17 protein-coding genes are annotated in these 17,224 nt (G+C 33.3%); 6 read left to right on the forward strand and 11 right to left on the reverse strand.

Annotation, left to right across the window (positions count from 1 at the left end):
- Positions 1-297 precede the first annotated feature (297 nt).
- The 4 genes from FOL89_RS15665 to FOL89_RS15680 all read left to right on the forward strand — a co-directional run bounded on the left by FOL89_RS15665 (position 298) and on the right by FOL89_RS15680 (position 4,888).
- Positions 298-618, forward strand: coding sequence for a hypothetical protein (locus FOL89_RS15665; protein WP_144283710.1), 321 nt, complete (start codon positions 298-300; stop codon positions 616-618).
- Positions 619-813: 195 nt separating this feature from the next.
- Positions 814-1,464, forward strand: coding sequence for a hypothetical protein (locus FOL89_RS15670; protein WP_144283711.1), 651 nt, complete (start codon positions 814-816; stop codon positions 1,462-1,464).
- A 273-nt stretch (positions 1,465-1,737) separates the two neighbouring features.
- Positions 1,738-3,387 (forward strand): ABC1 kinase family protein, encoded by a 1,650-nt coding sequence (locus FOL89_RS15675; protein WP_144283712.1) that lies wholly within the window; start codon positions 1,738-1,740, stop codon positions 3,385-3,387.
- Positions 3,388-3,535: 148 nt separating this feature from the next.
- On the forward strand, positions 3,536-4,888 hold the full coding sequence (locus FOL89_RS15680) for a DEAD/DEAH box helicase (RefSeq protein WP_144283713.1): 1,353 nt from the start codon (positions 3,536-3,538) through the stop codon (positions 4,886-4,888).
- A 37-nt stretch (positions 4,889-4,925) separates the two neighbouring features.
- Here the strand turns inward: FOL89_RS15680 and FOL89_RS15685 are convergent, their stop codons facing one another.
- The 6 genes from FOL89_RS15685 to FOL89_RS15710 all read right to left on the reverse strand — a co-directional run bounded on the left by FOL89_RS15685 (position 4,926) and on the right by FOL89_RS15710 (position 9,195).
- Positions 4,926-5,360, reverse strand: coding sequence for a lipocalin-like domain-containing protein (locus FOL89_RS15685; RefSeq protein ID WP_144283714.1), 435 nt, complete (start codon positions 5,358-5,360; stop codon positions 4,926-4,928).
- A gap of 231 nt (positions 5,361-5,591) precedes the next feature.
- On the reverse strand, positions 5,592-6,248 hold the full coding sequence (locus tag FOL89_RS15690) for a GDSL-type esterase/lipase family protein (protein WP_144283715.1): 657 nt from the start codon (positions 6,246-6,248) through the stop codon (positions 5,592-5,594).
- A 60-nt stretch (positions 6,249-6,308) separates the two neighbouring features.
- Positions 6,309-6,764, reverse strand: coding sequence for a lipocalin-like domain-containing protein (locus FOL89_RS15695; protein ID WP_144283716.1), 456 nt, complete (start codon positions 6,762-6,764; stop codon positions 6,309-6,311).
- 179 nt (positions 6,765-6,943) lie between these two features.
- On the reverse strand, positions 6,944-8,107 hold the full coding sequence (locus FOL89_RS15700) for an iron-containing alcohol dehydrogenase (protein WP_144283717.1): 1,164 nt from the start codon (positions 8,105-8,107) through the stop codon (positions 6,944-6,946).
- 151 nt (positions 8,108-8,258) lie between these two features.
- Entirely contained in the window at positions 8,259-8,702 is a 444-nt protein-coding gene (locus tag FOL89_RS15705) for a WG repeat-containing protein (protein WP_144283718.1), read from the reverse strand.
- An 88-nt stretch (positions 8,703-8,790) separates the two neighbouring features.
- Positions 8,791-9,195 carry a hypothetical protein gene (locus FOL89_RS15710; RefSeq protein WP_144283719.1) on the reverse strand — a complete coding sequence of 135 codons (405 nt, stop codon included), beginning with the start codon at positions 9,193-9,195 and terminating at the stop codon, positions 8,791-8,793.
- Positions 9,196-9,383: 188 nt separating this feature from the next.
- Here FOL89_RS15710 and FOL89_RS15715 point away from each other — a divergent pair, with 188 nt between their 5' ends.
- A complete protein-coding gene (locus tag FOL89_RS15715) occupies positions 9,384-11,918 on the forward strand; it encodes a phosphoenolpyruvate carboxylase (RefSeq protein ID WP_144283720.1) in 2,535 nt (844 codons plus the stop codon).
- A 75-nt stretch (positions 11,919-11,993) separates the two neighbouring features.
- On the opposite strand, the gene FOL89_RS15720 is transcribed toward FOL89_RS15715, so the two are convergent.
- The 3 genes from FOL89_RS15720 to aroB all read right to left on the reverse strand — a co-directional run bounded on the left by FOL89_RS15720 (position 11,994) and on the right by aroB (position 14,641).
- Complete coding sequence (locus FOL89_RS15720) at positions 11,994-12,572, reverse strand: porin family protein (protein ID WP_144283721.1); 579 nt, start codon at positions 12,570-12,572, stop codon at positions 11,994-11,996.
- Positions 12,573-12,699: 127 nt separating this feature from the next.
- Positions 12,700-13,347, reverse strand: coding sequence for a porin family protein (locus FOL89_RS15725; protein WP_144283722.1), 648 nt, complete (start codon positions 13,345-13,347; stop codon positions 12,700-12,702).
- A gap of 247 nt (positions 13,348-13,594) precedes the next feature.
- Positions 13,595-14,641 (reverse strand): 3-dehydroquinate synthase, encoded by a 1,047-nt coding sequence (aroB, locus tag FOL89_RS15730; RefSeq protein WP_144283723.1) that lies wholly within the window; start codon positions 14,639-14,641, stop codon positions 13,595-13,597.
- Between the two features lie 99 nt (positions 14,642-14,740).
- Between aroB and FOL89_RS15735 the strand changes: the two genes are divergently transcribed.
- Entirely contained in the window at positions 14,741-15,871 is a 1,131-nt protein-coding gene (locus FOL89_RS15735; RefSeq protein ID WP_228444941.1) for a pseudouridine synthase, read from the forward strand.
- Between the two features lie 29 nt (positions 15,872-15,900).
- Here FOL89_RS15735 and FOL89_RS15740 read toward each other — a convergent pair whose 3' ends face one another.
- Positions 15,901-16,590 (reverse strand): hypothetical protein, encoded by a 690-nt coding sequence (locus FOL89_RS15740; RefSeq protein WP_144283724.1) that lies wholly within the window; start codon positions 16,588-16,590, stop codon positions 15,901-15,903.
- Positions 16,590-17,195 carry a bifunctional nicotinamidase/pyrazinamidase gene (gene pncA, locus FOL89_RS15745; RefSeq protein ID WP_144283725.1) on the reverse strand — a complete coding sequence of 202 codons (606 nt, stop codon included), beginning with the start codon at positions 17,193-17,195 and terminating at the stop codon, positions 16,590-16,592. Before pncA ends, FOL89_RS15740 begins: the two co-directional genes overlap by 1 nt.
- Between the last annotated feature and the right edge of the window lie 29 nt (positions 17,196-17,224).

The raw sequence follows: 17,224 nt of genomic DNA on the forward strand, positions 1-17,224 counted from the left end.
AGATGAAAATTAGTGACAGTAGTTTTATATTTTGTTTTTTTACAGGCGATCCTGATCATAATCAATATAGATTTTATTTTAATCAGATTAAAAAGTATAATTAGGGGTTCACTTGGTAAGTAATTTATTAAATACTTATACATGGGACGAAATTGTAACATTTTAATAACATTTTTGATACTATTTTTAATTAATTGTAAAGACAGGAAGAATATCCAGATAGTCTTCCTGATTATCATATTCCTTTACAAGAAGCTATTGGAAAATATATTTATGTCCCTGATCAAACTTTAAAATATGGAAGAGATGATTTCAAATATCTTAATCTCGAAAAAAGGGGATACTCTAAAATTAAAAATAAGAAGTGATTCAACATTCACATTTAATTATTTTTATCATGATAAAGCAATCAAAACAAAAAATTTCACAAATAAATTTACAGTATACCCAACTTCAAAGGATATACTAATTTTCAAAAAGTATCCTGATGGATCAGCCTACATAGGAGGAACAAGTGGCTTTAAAAAAGGAAAAAAAATTTATTTTTATCTCCGATTAAGACAACCGAATGATAGATATGAGTACGAGTACCCTCTTTATTATGAAAAAGTGAAGTAATAATGATTTTTGATGCTTTACTCATAATAATTATGATTATCATTTCATTCATTTGTTTCGGTTTGATTGTTGTGTTTGCAAATTTGTGACAAAAAACAAGAAGGAAACAGAAGAATCTGGTTTTAGCCAATCCATTTATCTTTAAATGATTGGCTTCATAGTGAAAGAGAAAAATCTACGGAAAAGCATAAAAAAATGAGAAGAAAAATCATACTAACTTTTTTATTCCTTATAGGATTGGGTATACACTCTCAATCCTATAAACCTATTAAGCCTACAAAAGGGGAAATAGTGTTTAGAGAGATTTCCAAAATTACCGACCGAAAAATTTTTGAGGAATCAATATATCTTTACGGAGAGAAATTTAAACAAGATATTGAAAAATCTTTTCAGAAAGATGAAGAATACGCAGGCAGAGAAAAAGAAATTGAGGAATGGAGTAGCGCATCAGCAGAAGCAATGAAATTAATCTACGTTGAAGATTCAACACAAATTCACTCATACAATTTCGAAGATAACCTGCAGTCTTTCTCAAGTCATCTGATTCTTAATATCGCCGAAAACAAAGAAGAAACAAAAAAAATCAACGGTTATCAATGTTACAAAGTTGTTTACGAGTACAAAGAAGATGAAAAAAGCAATGATGAGGATTTTATGGATTTTGCAGGCAATGTTATTTACAAAAGAGAAATGTGGGTGACAGATGAAATACATTGCTTGTATCATCCTGTTGTATTTGAGGAAAGTATTTTAGAAAAATATTATCCCTTAGAAATTAGAGAAACCGATAATACCATTCACGGATTTGAAACAAAATATATCCTTCAAAGTATTAATCTTCAATAATTAAAAAAGGATTTTTGAAAAGATCGAAACCATTCTCCAAAAACCTCTAAAGGATTTAACCAAAAGCTCTCGACGATTTATACAAAAGGTCGAGAGCTTTTCAAAAAAGCAGGCGTGCATTTTTAAAAAGCACGCCTGCTTTTAATTTTTGCTTATGTATAGCTACAATTAAAAATTATACAGATAAAGTGACGGATTGCTCAATAACTTTTTAAACCAAATCCTCCACAAGGAACAATTTTTGACTTAAATTGCAAGACTATTTTCAAAATTATGTTTGATAAGCAGCAGAGAAAACTCAAAAGATCCGCAAAACTGATTTCTGTTTTAAGCAAATACGGTTTTAAAGATTTGATTTCCAGAATGAATGGAAACAAAAAGTCTGAAGAAAAGTTTCATGATTCTGATGAAATCGTTTCTAAAGGAACGGTCTATGAACGGATTCGTCTTGCTTTGGAAGAATTGGGTCCTACTTTCGTCAAGCTTGGACAGTCTTTCAGCAACCGGGAAGACTTGCTTCCGCCAGAAATGATTCAGGAGCTGCAAAAGCTTCAGGACAGGGTAGAAGTAATAGAAATGAATGTTGAAGAAATTCTTGAAAATGAATTTAATATTTCCGTAAAAGAATATTTTAAAGAAATTAACCCTAAACCCATTGCAACCGCTTCTATTGCGCAAGTCTACAAAGGATTTTTGCTGACTGGTGAAGAAGTGATTTTAAAAATTAAAAAACCTGATATTCTTCCGGTCATTGAAGATGATCTGCTGTTAATTAAAGATCTGATAAAGCTGATTTCTGCTTATTCTGAAATTGGGTCTAAGTTAAATCTCAAACAGGCAGTTTCAACTTTTGAAAAATCATTGCTGGAAGAGATTTCCCTCGTAAATGAGCGCAACAATATTCATCAGTTTGCGCTTAATTTTAAAAACAATAAAGAAACCTACGTTCCGAAAATTTATGATGAGTTCTGCAATAACAACGTTTTGTGCATGGAATTCATTGACGGAATAAAAGTCACAGATACCGCATCACTTCAAAAACATGGAATTGATCCTGTTACGGTTTCAGAAACAGGTTTGCGGCTGTTTGTTTCACAGATTTTAGATTATGGTTTCTTTCATGCAGATCCTCATGCAGGGAATATTCTGGTTAAAAAAGACGGAAAGGTTGTTTTTATAGATTTTGGCGCAGTTGGAAAAATTCAGCCTAATGATAAAGAAATCCTTGAAAATCTCATTGTCAGTTTTGTGGCCAAAAATCCGAAGAAAATAGTCCGTTATCTAAAGAAAATGGCAGTAAGCTATGAAATTCCCAACGATAGAAAATTTGAGAATGATGTGGAAGAAGTACTTAATTTTGTTCACAGTACTTCATTGAAAGACATCAATCCGCAGGTTATCATGAATAAAATGAAAGATGTACTGAAGGAAAACCGATTGTACATGCCGGATTATTTTTATCTTCTTTTCAAAGGAATTGGTCTTATTGAAGGGGTAGGAAGAACCATCAATCCTGATTTGGACGTAGTCAAAAGCCTGAATCCTTATGCCAGAAAAATTTTCACTAAAAGAATAAGTCCTGAAAAAATTTTCAAAAAAAGCCTTGAAAAAATTCAGAATTTCACCGACAATGTAGATGATATTCCCAAAGAACTCAGATCTGTTTTACAAAAACTGGACGACGAACAGTTTACCATTTCCAGCGAAATAAAAAATATTGAAAAGACGAATCAGCTCATTAGATCAAGCATCATCAATCTTATTTTAGCTATGGTTTTAGGAGCCAATATTATTGCAACCGCTATTGTTTTTGTTTCAGAACAAGGTCCGAGAATAGGAGAACTGTCGCTGGTTGCAGTGTTAGGGTTTTGTTTTTCAATTATTTTAACAATTATTTTATTGCTGAGAATTATGAGAAAATAATGACTGGTAAGATTGATCTATTCTAAAAATTTAACGCAATAGAAAAAAAACATTTCATTAAAAACCTTAGATTTCATTTTTAAAGTACTCAAGAAACTTCGATCTTTTAACCTCCAACACCCATCATAAAATTACCTATCTTTGCCAAATGGAAAAAATCACTTTTGCAGATTTCGAATTACCGGAAAAAATTCTTGATGTATTGGCAGATCTTAATCTTTTTGAGCCTACGCCTATTCAGGAAAAAAGTCTGAAACCCATTCTTTCAGGAAGAGATGTCATGGGAATAGCGCAAACGGGAACCGGAAAAACTTTAGCGTATCTTTTGCCGGTTCTTAAAACCTGGAAGTATAATAAGGCCGGAAATCCAACGGTTTTAGTTTTGGTTCCTACCAGAGAATTGGTGGTACAGGTTACTGAAATTCTTGAAAAACTTACCGAAAATATTACAGCAAGAGTGATTGGTATCTATGGTGGAAAAAACATCAATACACAAAAACTGTTATTTGACAATGGTTGTGATATTCTTGTTGGAACGCCTGGAAGAGTAATGGATTTGGCAATTGATAATGCAATTTCTCTTCGTGAAGTTACCAAATTGGTTATTGATGAGTTTGATGAAATGCTCAACTTAGGTTTCAGACCACAGCTTACCCATATTTTTGAAATGATGAGAGAGAAAAGGCAGAATATTCTTTTCTCAGCAACCATGACGGAAGCGGTGGATGATATGTTGGATGAATATTTTGCAAGCCCTGTAGAAATATCTCTTGCAAAATCAGGAACTCCTCTTGAGAAGATTGAGCAAACTGCATATAAGGTTGAGAATTTCAATACAAAAATCAATTTACTTGAGCATTTACTGAAGTCTAATGAAGAAATGTCTAAAGTATTAGTATTTGCCAATAATAAAAAACATGCTGACCTTGTTTTTACTAAAATTAATGAGCTGTTTCCTGATCAGTTTGACGTAATTCATTCCAACAAATCTCAGAATTATCGTTTAAAAGCAATGAAAAGTTTTGAAAATGAGGAGATCAGAGGTTTGATTACGACCGACGTGATGGCTAGAGGTTTGGATATTTCAGATATTACGCATGTCATCAACTTTGAGACTCCGGAAGTTCCTGAGCAGTATATTCACAGAATCGGTAGAACCGGTAGAGCTGATAAAGATGGTAAGGCGGTCATTTTTGTAACTAAAAAAGAAGAATCTTTGGCATTAGATATCGAACTTTTGATGGATAAGGAACTGAAGTATATTCCATTTCCTGAAGAAGTAAAGATCAACCCTAAAAAGATTGCATCAGAAGAAGAAAATGTAGTCATGAAAAATCCCAATCAGGTTAAATTGTATGACGGAGGCGGAGCATTTCATGAGAAGAAAGATAAAAATAAGAAAGAAAACTGGGGTGGACCATCGAAAAGAAAAGCTCCTAAAAAATTCGGAGCCAACAGAGCGCAACAAAAAGCTATTTCAAAGTCAAAGAGAAAGAAATAAAATAAGAACCACTTCCGAAAAGAAGTGGTTCTTGTTTTTATCTTTTTAAGTAGATAGTATAATCGTCATCTTCTCCGTCACTGTCATAATCATCTTTTTCTCCTGCTAAGACAAGCTCAGAATTATTTATCGTTATCACTTTGAAATTTATCGTCCCATCACCTAGATTTACATAAAGGTTTTGCTCATTTTCATTATAAGTATAACTTCCGCTTGAATTATCTAAAGTACACGTTCCGGAACCATTAGTATAATATTCATCACTAATCATAGTTCCGCCTTCCTTGAAAGTAATAGTTGTTTTAGCTTCACATGCATCCGGAATTTCAGTATCGCTTGTTCCGTTAGCATATTTGTAAGTGTATTTATTAATCTTCCATGCTCCTACAATAGAAGCAACATCATCATCATCTTTTTTACAGCCAGTAAGGACAAATCCGGCAGCAAGAGCCGCAAGTATTAGTTTTTTCATTCAATTTTTTTTAAAGTTCACAAAGAAATGAAAAATTTCATTATTTCCCAAATGATTTTTCACTCAAATTGAATGTCCTTATTTTTCAAGAATTTCTTACACTTATCAAGTTTATTCTGCTCTTCCATTTTCTTATAAATCATCAGTAAATCTTTTTTTTCATCTGTGATGTTTGAGCAAGGATTACAAAAAAAGTAAAGCCGAAATAGTGGTTATAGTTTTTACAATAAATTATTTCATATACGGTTTCATTACAGAAGTCCAAAGGCGATAACCTTCAGAGGTCATATGTAATCTGTCTTCTACAAACAAATCTTCACGTACTTTCCCTTCAGAATCATTCATTACCTTCGTGATGTCAATAAAATCAGCATTTTTTTCTTTCTTCATAAATCTGGCTATTTTCTTATTGGCTTTTTTCATTTGTTTCCAGAGATGTTCTCTGCTCGGAGAATATTTTATTGAAATGTAATCTACCTGAATATTCGGGAATTTTTCTCTGATTTTGGTATAAAAAGTTTTAAACCTTTCCACCACAACATCAGGTTTCAAGTGAGCATCGTCTGCAAAATCATTTTCTCCGCAGTAGATGATAATCTGCTTTGGCTGGTAAGGCTGCAAAAGATCTTCAGAATAATAATTCAGGTCGATCAGTCTGGAACCTCCAAAACCACGGTTGATAATTACTTTACCCGGAAAATAATCTGAAACATCCTGCCATTTAGTAAAAGATGAACTTCCTACAAGCAAAATCGAATTATTTGGTGGAGTATTTTCCCGATCCAGTTTTTTAAAATTTTGGATCTCATTCCAGAAAATAGGCTTTTTGTCCTGAGAAAAATTAAAAATAAAAATTAATAAAAATACAACAGAAAAAATCTTCTTCATTTTAATTATTATTAAGAGAATTAATGTAATAAAAACTCCCGATTATTTCGGGAGCAGTGGTTATCTTTTGTAAGTTATATAAGTGTAATCTATCTTCATGTCACCGTCCTGGTCTATATTGTCACTCATGGTCATGAGCTGTAGTTCCGAACTGCTAAGAATAATCACTTTAAAAGGTCTTTCAGAATCATCTGCAAATTTGGTGACCAGAATTTTTTCTTCATTACTGTATGTATAGGTTCCTTCCGTTTTTACATTACTGCAATTGGCACCTGATCCTGTAAAAGCATTATAAGATGTATAATAATCTGTTCTGAACTCTAACGTGTTTTTTGTCTCACAGCCCGTAGGAACAATTGTTGAAATTACAGTTTTATTATCTGCCCCGGAGACAACTTCAGTTTTTACAGTTTTCCATTCACCTTTCAGCATATCAAGTTCATAAGCTTGATAGTCATCTTCACAAGAAGTCAACGCCAATGCGGAAAAGGCAAATAAAAGTAGGTGTTTTTTCATTTTCACAAATTTTATAATATGCTAAAATATAAATAAATTTGAAATATATATAATGAAATCAAGGATTTTTGAGCGAATGATTGAAGAAAAATTATTTTTAAATTAAAATTTGAGGTCAATAAATGAATCTGGCAATCAAATTCAACTTATTTTTGACCTCAAATCATTCTGTTTTTTTGTTAATAACTCATTTCAACAATTTTAGAAACATCTTTTGGAGTGAGATTTTTATTTTCGCCTAAACCAACCCAGTTTCTGTCTGTAAATGTTTTTTCAATTTTTTCTGCTGTTCCTTCAAAATCTTTGGTGTAATCAGAAAGTTTAGTCTTGATCTGGAGACTGTGAAAAAACTCTTCAAGTTTAGCAATAGCTTTTTCTGCTTTTTCTTCAACACTTCCTTCAGAAACTCCCCAGACTCTCTCTGCATACTGTGCAAGTTTACCTTTTTTAGTTTCGAAATTATAACGATAATGTGAAGGCGCAATTACGGTAAGTGTTCTTGCATGATCAATTCCATAATGTGCTGTGAGCTCGTGTCCCATTGCATGAACGGCCCAGTCTGTGATAACCCCTTTCTGAATCAATCCGTTGAGTGCCATTGTACAGCACCACATAAAATTGGCAGCAGCATCATAATCAAAATCATCAGCCATTACTTTAGGCGATGCGTTCTGCAAACTGATTAAAATACTTTCTGCAATTCTTTCCTGTAAGTCAGCAGAAGAAGGAGCTGTCATATACTGTTCTAAAACGTGTGTGTAAGCATCTGCAATTCCGTTGGCAATCTGATTTTTCGGAATCGAACGAATTACTTCCGGATCCAAAACAGAAAATTGAGGAAATAGACCAGGACCTCCTGTAGAGAGTTTTTCATTGGTTTCTCTTCTTGAAATCACGTATCCGGAATTCATTTCGGATCCTGTTGCAGGCAACGTAAGTACAGTTCCGAAAGGCATTCTTTCTTCTTCCATTGTACGTACAGGTTTTGTAAGAATTTCCCAAGGTTCACCATCGTAATCGGCAGCGGCAGATAGGAATTTAACCCCGTCTATAACCGAGCCGCCTCCTACAGCAAGCAAATAGTTGATATTGTTTTCTTTAATATACTGTAAAGCCCTAACCAGAACTTCATATTCCGGATTAGCCGGAACTCCTCCAAACTCATGAATATTATGGTTTTTCAAAGCATCTTTCACCTGATTATAAACACCGTTGTTTTTAATACTTCCACCTCCGTAAATCATTAAAACTCTGGCATCTTGCGGAATTTCTTTTGAAATTTTGGCAATTTCACCTTTTCCGAAAAGTATTTTTGTTGGATTTTTAAATTCGAAATTTAGCATTGTTCTTCTTTATTTTAACACCAAATTTACGAATACATATAATAAAATCGTCTTTTAAAAACCTTAAAATTTTAATGATTAATTTTGATTAAAACTATCAGATATATTTGTTCTTTTTTTCGAAACCATTGTAAGTAAAAAACAAATTGTTTTAAAGATCACTTAATTTAATCTTCAATTCTTCCATACTGTAATTTGCAGCAATTACCTCTTTTCCGCTTTCATCAATAAGTCCGAACTGATTAGTGATAGACTCCACTAATGCAAAACCCTTTTTAAGGTCATTAAATTTTTCAATTTTTTGATAAATTGCAGGGGTGATTTCTTTTCCCTGCTTATTGATCAATCCATAAGTATCTGATATTGATTTAACCAAAGCAAATTCCGGATGAATATTTCCAAATTTTTCAATTTTAGAATAAATAGGAGCTACAATTGGCTTTTTATTCTGATCAATAAATCCGTAAGTTCCGGATTTGGTTTTCACCAATGCCCAATTAGTCTGATAATCATTGTAAGCATATATTTTTTTATATTGTGCAAATGACTGTAGACTCAACAGGGTAAAAATAGATGTAAAGATTAGCTTTTTCATGTTTATTTGATTGGATATTAATTATTACAGCTAAAATAAATAAAATAGGAAAAAAAACACAAATTTATCACTTATTATTGAAAAAAAATTACTTCAAAGTAATTTTGTAGTATCCATTTTCGTCAGTAACGTCTATGCCAATTCCCGTAAAAGATAATTTGTTGATCTGAAAACCATCACAACCGCCTTTAAATTCAGAAGATTGTATAGAAAACTCAAATACTCTTACCGCTGAATAAAAAGTATAATTTTTTGTTCCATTATATGCGCCTACATTTTCAAGTACAATTCTGTTGTCTGACGTTTTGGTGACTTCTATTTTGCCTTTATTTTCTTCTTCAATATAAAATACGCCAAGATTACCGTTGGCAATTAAATTTTCGTTATCTGAATTAACTAATTCAAATACTACCGGAAGAGGAGCATTGTAACATTCTTCACCACAAGCTGTGGCAATAAACAATGCTATAAAAAAAAGAAAAATATTTTTCATTTTGATGAATTATTTTCGTGAATGACATAAACTTTAAAAGGGAAAGCAACTATACTTCAGATAAGTTATCTTTATGTAAAGTAAAAATAATCAATATTTTTATTTAAGATTTTAAAATATCAATAAAAATCATTTTAAACCGAACCGATTCTTCTTTTTAACAATCTAAAATCACTAAATTTGTTACTATGATACACGACCAACGAGAAGAGAAATTTAGGCAGATTGTGGAAAATAAATTCCAGATCTATAATTCATTATTTATGAGTCTGCCATATGATAAAATGACCAATATCGGAATGCTTCTTCCTTTTCTGTGTGAAGAAAGTAAAGAAGGTTATCAGAAAGGGAAAACGCCGATACAAATTGTAGAAGAGTTTTTTAAAAGTCATACTGATTTACAGACGGAAGATCAGAAACTGGAGCTTTTGTTTAAAATAATACAGTACATTGAAAGGCAGGTTGTTTTATTTGACAGTATTGAAGATGCCGCTTTTCCCGGACTTCATTCGGAAAGCGATAACGGAACAATGACCAATCTCTATGAAAGAGCATATCACGACCATACTATTGAAAAAGTAAGAGAAAAACTGAAGGATTTTACAGTAAAGGTTGTATTTACAGCACATCCAACGCAATTTTATCCCAGTTCCGTGCAGCGCATTATTCATGATTTGAGACACGCTATCAGCTCAGATTCTATCACCAATATAGATATGCTGTTACAGCAACTTGGTAAAACTCCTTTTGTTAATAAAGAAAAACCAACTCCTATTGATGAGGCGTTAAGCATCATTCATTACCTGCGATACGTTTATTACGATTCTATCGGAGAATTATTTGATAAAATCAAAAAAACTTTTGGTAGCAACCGTTATCATTTACACGAAGATATTATTCAGCTTGGTTTTTGGCCGGGAGGAGATCGTGACGGTAATCCTTTTGTTACTGCAGAAATTACCAAAAGAGTATCTGAAGAATTGCGCTCAGCGATTTTAAAATCCTATTATGCTAATTTAAAAGATGTCCGAAGGAGACTTAGTTTCAGAGGAGTTTCAGAAGTTTTAGGGAAACTCAGCGCAGAACTATACACGGCAATTTTCCGAAACGAAAAACTGAGCAGTGAAAGTATTCTGAAATATCTGAATGAAGCCGAAGAAATTTTAATAAAAGAACACAACTCGCTGTTTTTAGAAGTTCTCACTAATTTTAAAGATAGAATAAAAATTTTCGGGACTCATTTTGCAACCTTAGACATTAGACAAGACAGCAGAATCCATCAGAAAGTAATAGATGATATTTTCGCAAAAATCAGTGGAGATTCTGAAGCAGATTATTCTGAAAAGTATAATAAGCTCATCGAATATACTGGAAAAGTGGCGATGGATGATTTTGAAGATATTGTAAAAGACACTTTGATTAATGTTAAGCAAATCAGAGAAATTCAGGATTTTAACGGTTTACGAGGGATGAACCGATATATTATTTCTAATTCTGATGCGGTGAAAGATGTAATGAATGTGTATGCTTTTTTCAAAATTTCAGGATATCAGGATGACGAAATCAATATGGATATTGTTCCTCTTTTTGAAACGATGGAAGGTCTTGCGAATGCAGAGCTTGTAATGCTTGATCTATATGCAAATCCTATCTACAAAAGACATTTGCAAAGAAGAGGAAATCAGCAGACCATCATGCTCGGTTTTTCAGACGGTACAAAAGATGGTGGTTACCTCAAAGCCAATTGGGAAATTTACAAAGCGAAAGAAATTTTAACAAAAATTTCGGAAGAAAACGGAATAAAAGTGGTGTTTTTTGATGGCAGAGGCGGTCCGCCGGCGAGAGGTGGAGGTAAAACGCACGATTTCTATGCATCACAGGGAAAAACGATAGCCAACAATAAAATAGAGCTGACTATTCAAGGGCAGACTATCACAAGTATTTTCGGTAATAAAGAGCAGGCTAAATATAATTTTGAACAATTGCTTACCGCAGGAATAGAAAATGATGTGTTTAAAAACTCCAAAAAAGATTTAACCGGGAAGGAAAGAAAGCTGATTGCTGAACTTGCAGAAATCAGTTATCAGAAATATTCAGACCTAAAAGCACATCCTATGTTTGTACCTTATCTTCAGGAAATGAGTACACTCGAATATTACGGCAAAACGAATATCGGCAGCCGTCCTTCAAAACGCGGTGGCGGAAACGAACTCAGATTTGAAGATTTGAGAGCTATTCCTTTTGTAGGATCCTGGTCACAGCTGAAGCAAAATGTTCCCGGTTTTTTTGGTTTTGGATTTGCAATGCAGCAACTGAAACAGCAGGGAAGGTTTGATGAGATAAAAGATTTGTATAAAGGATCAGATTTTTTTAAAACCTTAGTTTTAAACTCAATGATGAGTATGAATAAATCTTATTTCCCATTGACTTATTACATTAAAGATAATCCTAAATTTGGTGAGTTTTGGGAAATTTTGTTTGAAGAGTTTCAACTGTCGAAAGAGATTATGCTTGAGCTTACAGGTTTCAAAATCCTTCAACAGGAAGATCCACTTTCGAGAAAATCTGTGAAAATTCGTGAAAAAATCGTGCTTCCGCTTTTGAGTATTCAGCAATATGCATTAATGAAAATTCAGAAAGGAGAAGGAAATATTGAGGCGTACAAAAAACTTGTTACACGTTCTTTATTTGGAAATATTAATGCAAGCAGAAATTCTGCATGATGTAAATTTCTTATAATTAAAATAGGTCAGGCTTCATTACGAAACCTGACCTGTTTATTATAGATATTGCTGAATTTAGAATTTACACGCAAGACCAACCTGAAAAACCTGGCTTCTGATAAATTCATTCGGATTATTATGCGATATATCGATAAGTCCGGCAACATATCTTGCAGTAATTCCTATATTATTTGTGAAATAATATCCTGCACCAAGTCCAACACCAAAGTCAAAATTTCTAAAAAGATCTTTAACATCTGCCGAACCAGCATCCGTTTTCACCTCTTTATTGATTGCAACACCGAACTGCGGTCCTGCTTCCAAATATAATTCCGGCATAATATTATACTGAATCATAACGGGAACAGAGATATAATCAAGATTTAGTTTTACGTCTGACATATCTTCTACCTTTGCACCTGCATTATTATATAACACTTCGGGTTGTACACTTACAGAAGTTCCCAATGGAATATTTGCAAAAATACCTCCATAAATTCCTGCTTTCCCTTTAAATCCATCAATATTGATTGAAGATAAATTCAGTCCTGCTTTAAGTCCGAATCGTGTTGCAGAAACTGAAGATTCAGCTTTATCTTGAGCGAATGACAGAGAGCCTGTAACAATCGCAAATCCCAACAAAATTTTTTTCATAGTTTATTATTTAATTTTTTTAAATCGGCGCAATTTAGTAAAATTCTATATAAACTCATCAAAAAAATAAAAGGTCAGGCTTCACTACGAAACCTGACCTTTCTATTGAAATAAGATTTATTATTAATTAAAATTTGTAGGCTAAACCAACTTGGAATACATTATTTCTGATTGCATCAGAATTTGCCGGTCTGTCCTTAGCAATATCAGTAACCCCTGCAACATATCTTGCAGTAATTCCGATGTTATCTGTAAAATAATATCCAGCTCCTAAACCAATTCCTAAGTTAAATCCGTTCAGACTGTCTTTGTAATTTCCAGACTCCGTGATTACGTTATTGTCAGTTTCGTTTTTGAATTTATTTTTTGCACTTACTAAGAATCCGAATTCCGGACCTGCTTCCAAATAGAAGTTAGGTACTAAATTATATTGGAACATTACCGGAACAGCAATATAATCTAAATGTCTAGCTCTTGAATAACGGTTTCCTAAGACAACTTGGTCATATTTATCACCATACTGACTGTATAAAAGCTCTGGCTGAATGCTGAAAGATTCCGCTACAGGAATATTAGCAAAAACACCTGCGTTGAAACCTATTTTAGAACCCTGATCTTCCAAAGAACCGTCTTTTGACAATGAAGAAACATTCATTCCACCTTTGATACCGAATCTAACGTCTGACATTGTTCTTGTTGTAGTGGTTGTAGTCGTCGTCTGAGCAAATGCTAATGATGTTGATAACACTGCGATTCCTAAAATTAACTTTTTCATAACTTAAATTTTTAATATTTACTAATTCTAATTTTAAATTTTACCTGTCCACTTTTTTGTTGGACGGGTGGTATCTTTCAAATTGTTTGCCAAAAAAACATTTAACATAATAAAACAAAAGTTTGGCATTCTTAAAAAAAGAAGTGATTCATTAAAATATTGATTATCAGAAAAATAATACAAACTCAATTATTATGCTTAAAATAATAATTTTGGGATTACAATTTAATTAAAACTAAGAAATAGATCAAAAACCACTTATTTCTCTGTAAAATTGAAGGGAATTTTTAATATTATTATCATTGCATTTATAATCATATACACAAGAACCGATACCTGAAAGCAATGAAAAGTTAATTTTTAAATCTGAATTTTTCTTATCATTCAGAAGCAAAGCGAAGATCTGTGCATCATCAAAACGACTTATATCTATAAAGCAGAAATAACGCCGGATATTTTCAATAACTAAATCTGCTGTTTCTTTATCTATTAAACTTTCAAGAAAGGAAAGATGCGTTTCACAGATCATTCCCAAAGCGACAGCTTCACCATGCAAAACAGGCTTTTCATCTGAAAGGCAAAGACTCTCAATAGCATGACCAATGGTGTGTCCGAAGTTTAGAGTTTTTCTTATATTTTTCTCAAAACAGTCTGCACTCACAATTTCCTGCTTTATTTCCATAGACTGCGCAATATATGCTTCTACTGCTGCTGCATCCGGATGCTGAATTTTTATCAGATCTTCCCAATGCTTTTTGTCTGCAATAAGACCGTGCTTCAGCATCTCGGCAAAACCGCTTATTAATTCTTTATGAGGTAGAGTTTCCAGAAATTTAGGATAAACATAAATTTTTTCAGGAAAAGCAAATGTTCCCACCATGTTTTTGTAATTCATCAAATCAATCCCAGTTTTTCCGCCAATTGATGCATCACACATCGAAAGCAGAGTAGTAGGAATATTGATAAACTGAATGCCTCTTTTATAGGTAGAAGCAACAAAGCCGCCAAGATCGGTAATGACACCGCCGCCAAGATTGATGAGTAAAGCTTTTCTGTCTGCCTGCATTTCGGTAAGAATTTCCCAGAGCTGATTGGCAGTCTGTATATTTTTCATTTCTTCACCCGCTTCAATTTCAAGAATTTCAAAGCTGATTTCTGTTTCCAGATTTCCCAGAAAGAGAGGAAGGCAATATTCATGGGTATTCTCATCAACCAGAATGAAAATTTTGCTGAAAGATTTCTCTGCAATAAACTGATTGATCTGAGAAAAACTATTATCTATTAAGGTAATCATGATCTGATTATTTTTTTGGTATTATTAAAGCATCACAAAGTTATGATTCTTAATTTTTAACTCGTTATTAAATATACTATCTTTGCAGAAATATTTAGCATGAGCAGAGACAACAATTCAGGAAAACCAAAAAGACCAAGAAGTTCAACAAGAAATAATTCTGATGGTTCTCGCGCTTCCAAATCCGGGAATTCCGGATCAAAACCTTTTAAAAAGACTTTCCCTAAAGCAGGAGAACGAAATTCTGATTCCAGAAGGAGTGACACAAGTTACGAAGCCAGAATGGAAAAGAAATATTCTAAAATAGAAAAAGAACCTTACATTACCAACCCGGGCGAAGAAAAGAAATCTTTCAGTCCTAAAAGAGGTGGAGGTAAAAATTTCGATACAAGAGATAAATACGAAAGAGGCAGCCTGAAATATGGCAGAAGACCAGGAGCATCTGATGAAAAAGATGGTGACAAAGCCAGATCTTTTGTTCAGAAAAGAAGATTCAAAAAAGTAGAAAAAGATGTTCATAAAGACACCATCCGTCTGAATAAGTATATTGCCAACTCAGGAATATGCAGCAGGAGGGAAGCCGATGAGCTTATTACACAGGGATTGGTAGAAGTAAACGGAAAGGTAGTAACAGAGATGGGTTATCAGGTTCAGAAAACCGACAAAGTTGTTTTTGACGGTCAAAACATCACTCCCGAAAAACCTGTATATGTACTTTTAAATAAACCAAAAGGATATATCTCGACAACCAAAGATGATAAAGCAAGAAAAACTGTAATGGATCTGGTTGCAAATGCATCACCTTACAGACTTTTTCCCGTCGGCAGACTGGATCGTTCTACAACGGGTGTGATTTTGCTTACCAACGATGGACACATGACAAAAAAACTGACTCATCCATCGTTTGATGCTAAGAAAATTTATCATGTTACTTTAGATAAAAAACTGACTCATGAAGATATGAAGCTTATCGCTGAAGGAATTCGTCTGGATGAAGGGGTAGCTGTTGTAGATCAGATTTCTTTCATTGAAGGTAAGCCGAAAAATGAAGTCGGTATTGAAATTCATATCGGCTGGAACCGGGTGATCAGAAGAATTTTCCAGAGATTAGGATATGAAGTAGAAGCTCTGGACAGAGTAATGTTTGCAGGCCTTACAAAGAAAAATATCAAGAGAGGTCACTGGAGAATTTTAACAGAATTAGAAGTGAATAACTTGAAAATGTTATAAAAAAAAAGAGACTTTTAAAGTCTCTTTTTTTAATTTTTTATCATTAAGATTGTCATCCAGAAAATAGTAAATATAATGCCTAGCCATAAGATTCTTTTACCATGTTTTCTATCTTTCTCATTAAAATAATAAATTCGCTCTCCATTCGGAAGCTGCTTTTTAAGTTTGATAATGGCAATTGCAATCCCAAAACTTACAAAAATCAACATTCCCCAAATCAATGAAAGAATACATCCGATTATTGTAAAAATATAACCCAAAGCGATATAATTTTTCACTTCTTTAGGGTTTTCATAGTCATTCCTTAGAGAACTCAAACGCTTTTCATCAATGATATTTATTTCTTCATCGGAAATATTTTCTCCTCTTTGTTTTAAAATTCTTTTTGATGCCTCATAATCAAACTCATTCCATTCATCTTTTTTAAAAATAATGTCTTTGAGTTCATCGTCTGAATATTCAAACAGATAATAATCTTGCGGAATTTGTATTTCATTAGCATAATAATCTGAAAGTGCCTTATTTGCTATCTTAAAATCGTCATCTGCGATCAAGATCTGATACACTATTCTTAATTGATTTGTTGAAAAACTTGGGTCAAAATCTTTTTCGTTATCAACTGTTTTATAAATTATCGAATGGCGATCCAGCACAGAAGCTATTTCTTTAATGATATATTTATCGCTGCTTTTTCTGAAAACACTATCCATATCTTCCATTATCCCAAAACAGTAACCCCTTTCTGGATCATCTCGTAAATGGCGTCTCTGCCATTTTCAGGCTTTACATTCACAGCTTTGGTTCCGTTAAAATGAAGACAGGTAATATATCCGTTAGCCACAGCATCCAGGGCAGTAAATTTCACACAATAATCCATTGCCAATCCTACAATTTCAACCAATTGAATTTCATGATATTTTAAGAAATCATCCAATCCTGTTTTCATAAAATGGTTGTTATCCTGAAAGCCGCTATAACTGTCGATCTCCGGATTTTTACCTTTCTGCACAATGTGGGTTACTTTATCACGGTTCAAATCCTGATGAAATTCTGCTCCGAAGGTTCCTTCTACACAATGATCCGGCCACATAAACTGTGGAATACCATTCAGAATGATACTTTCGCCAACTTTTCGGTTGTTGTTACTTGCAAAACTTTTGTGGTGGGCAGGATGCCAATCCTGAGTAAGAATAATCTGGTCATATTCATTTTCTTCCATTAGAAGATTGATATACGGAATAATTGTGTTGGCTTCGGGTACGGCAAGTGCACCTCCTTCACAGAAGTCATTTTGCACATCGACGATAATCAGGGCTTTTTTCATAAAGAAAAGATAGAAATTATAATTAAATT

Source organism: Chryseobacterium echinoideorum (genome assembly GCF_007474535.1).
Classification (GTDB): domain Bacteria; phylum Bacteroidota; class Bacteroidia; order Flavobacteriales; family Weeksellaceae; genus Chryseobacterium; species Chryseobacterium echinoideorum.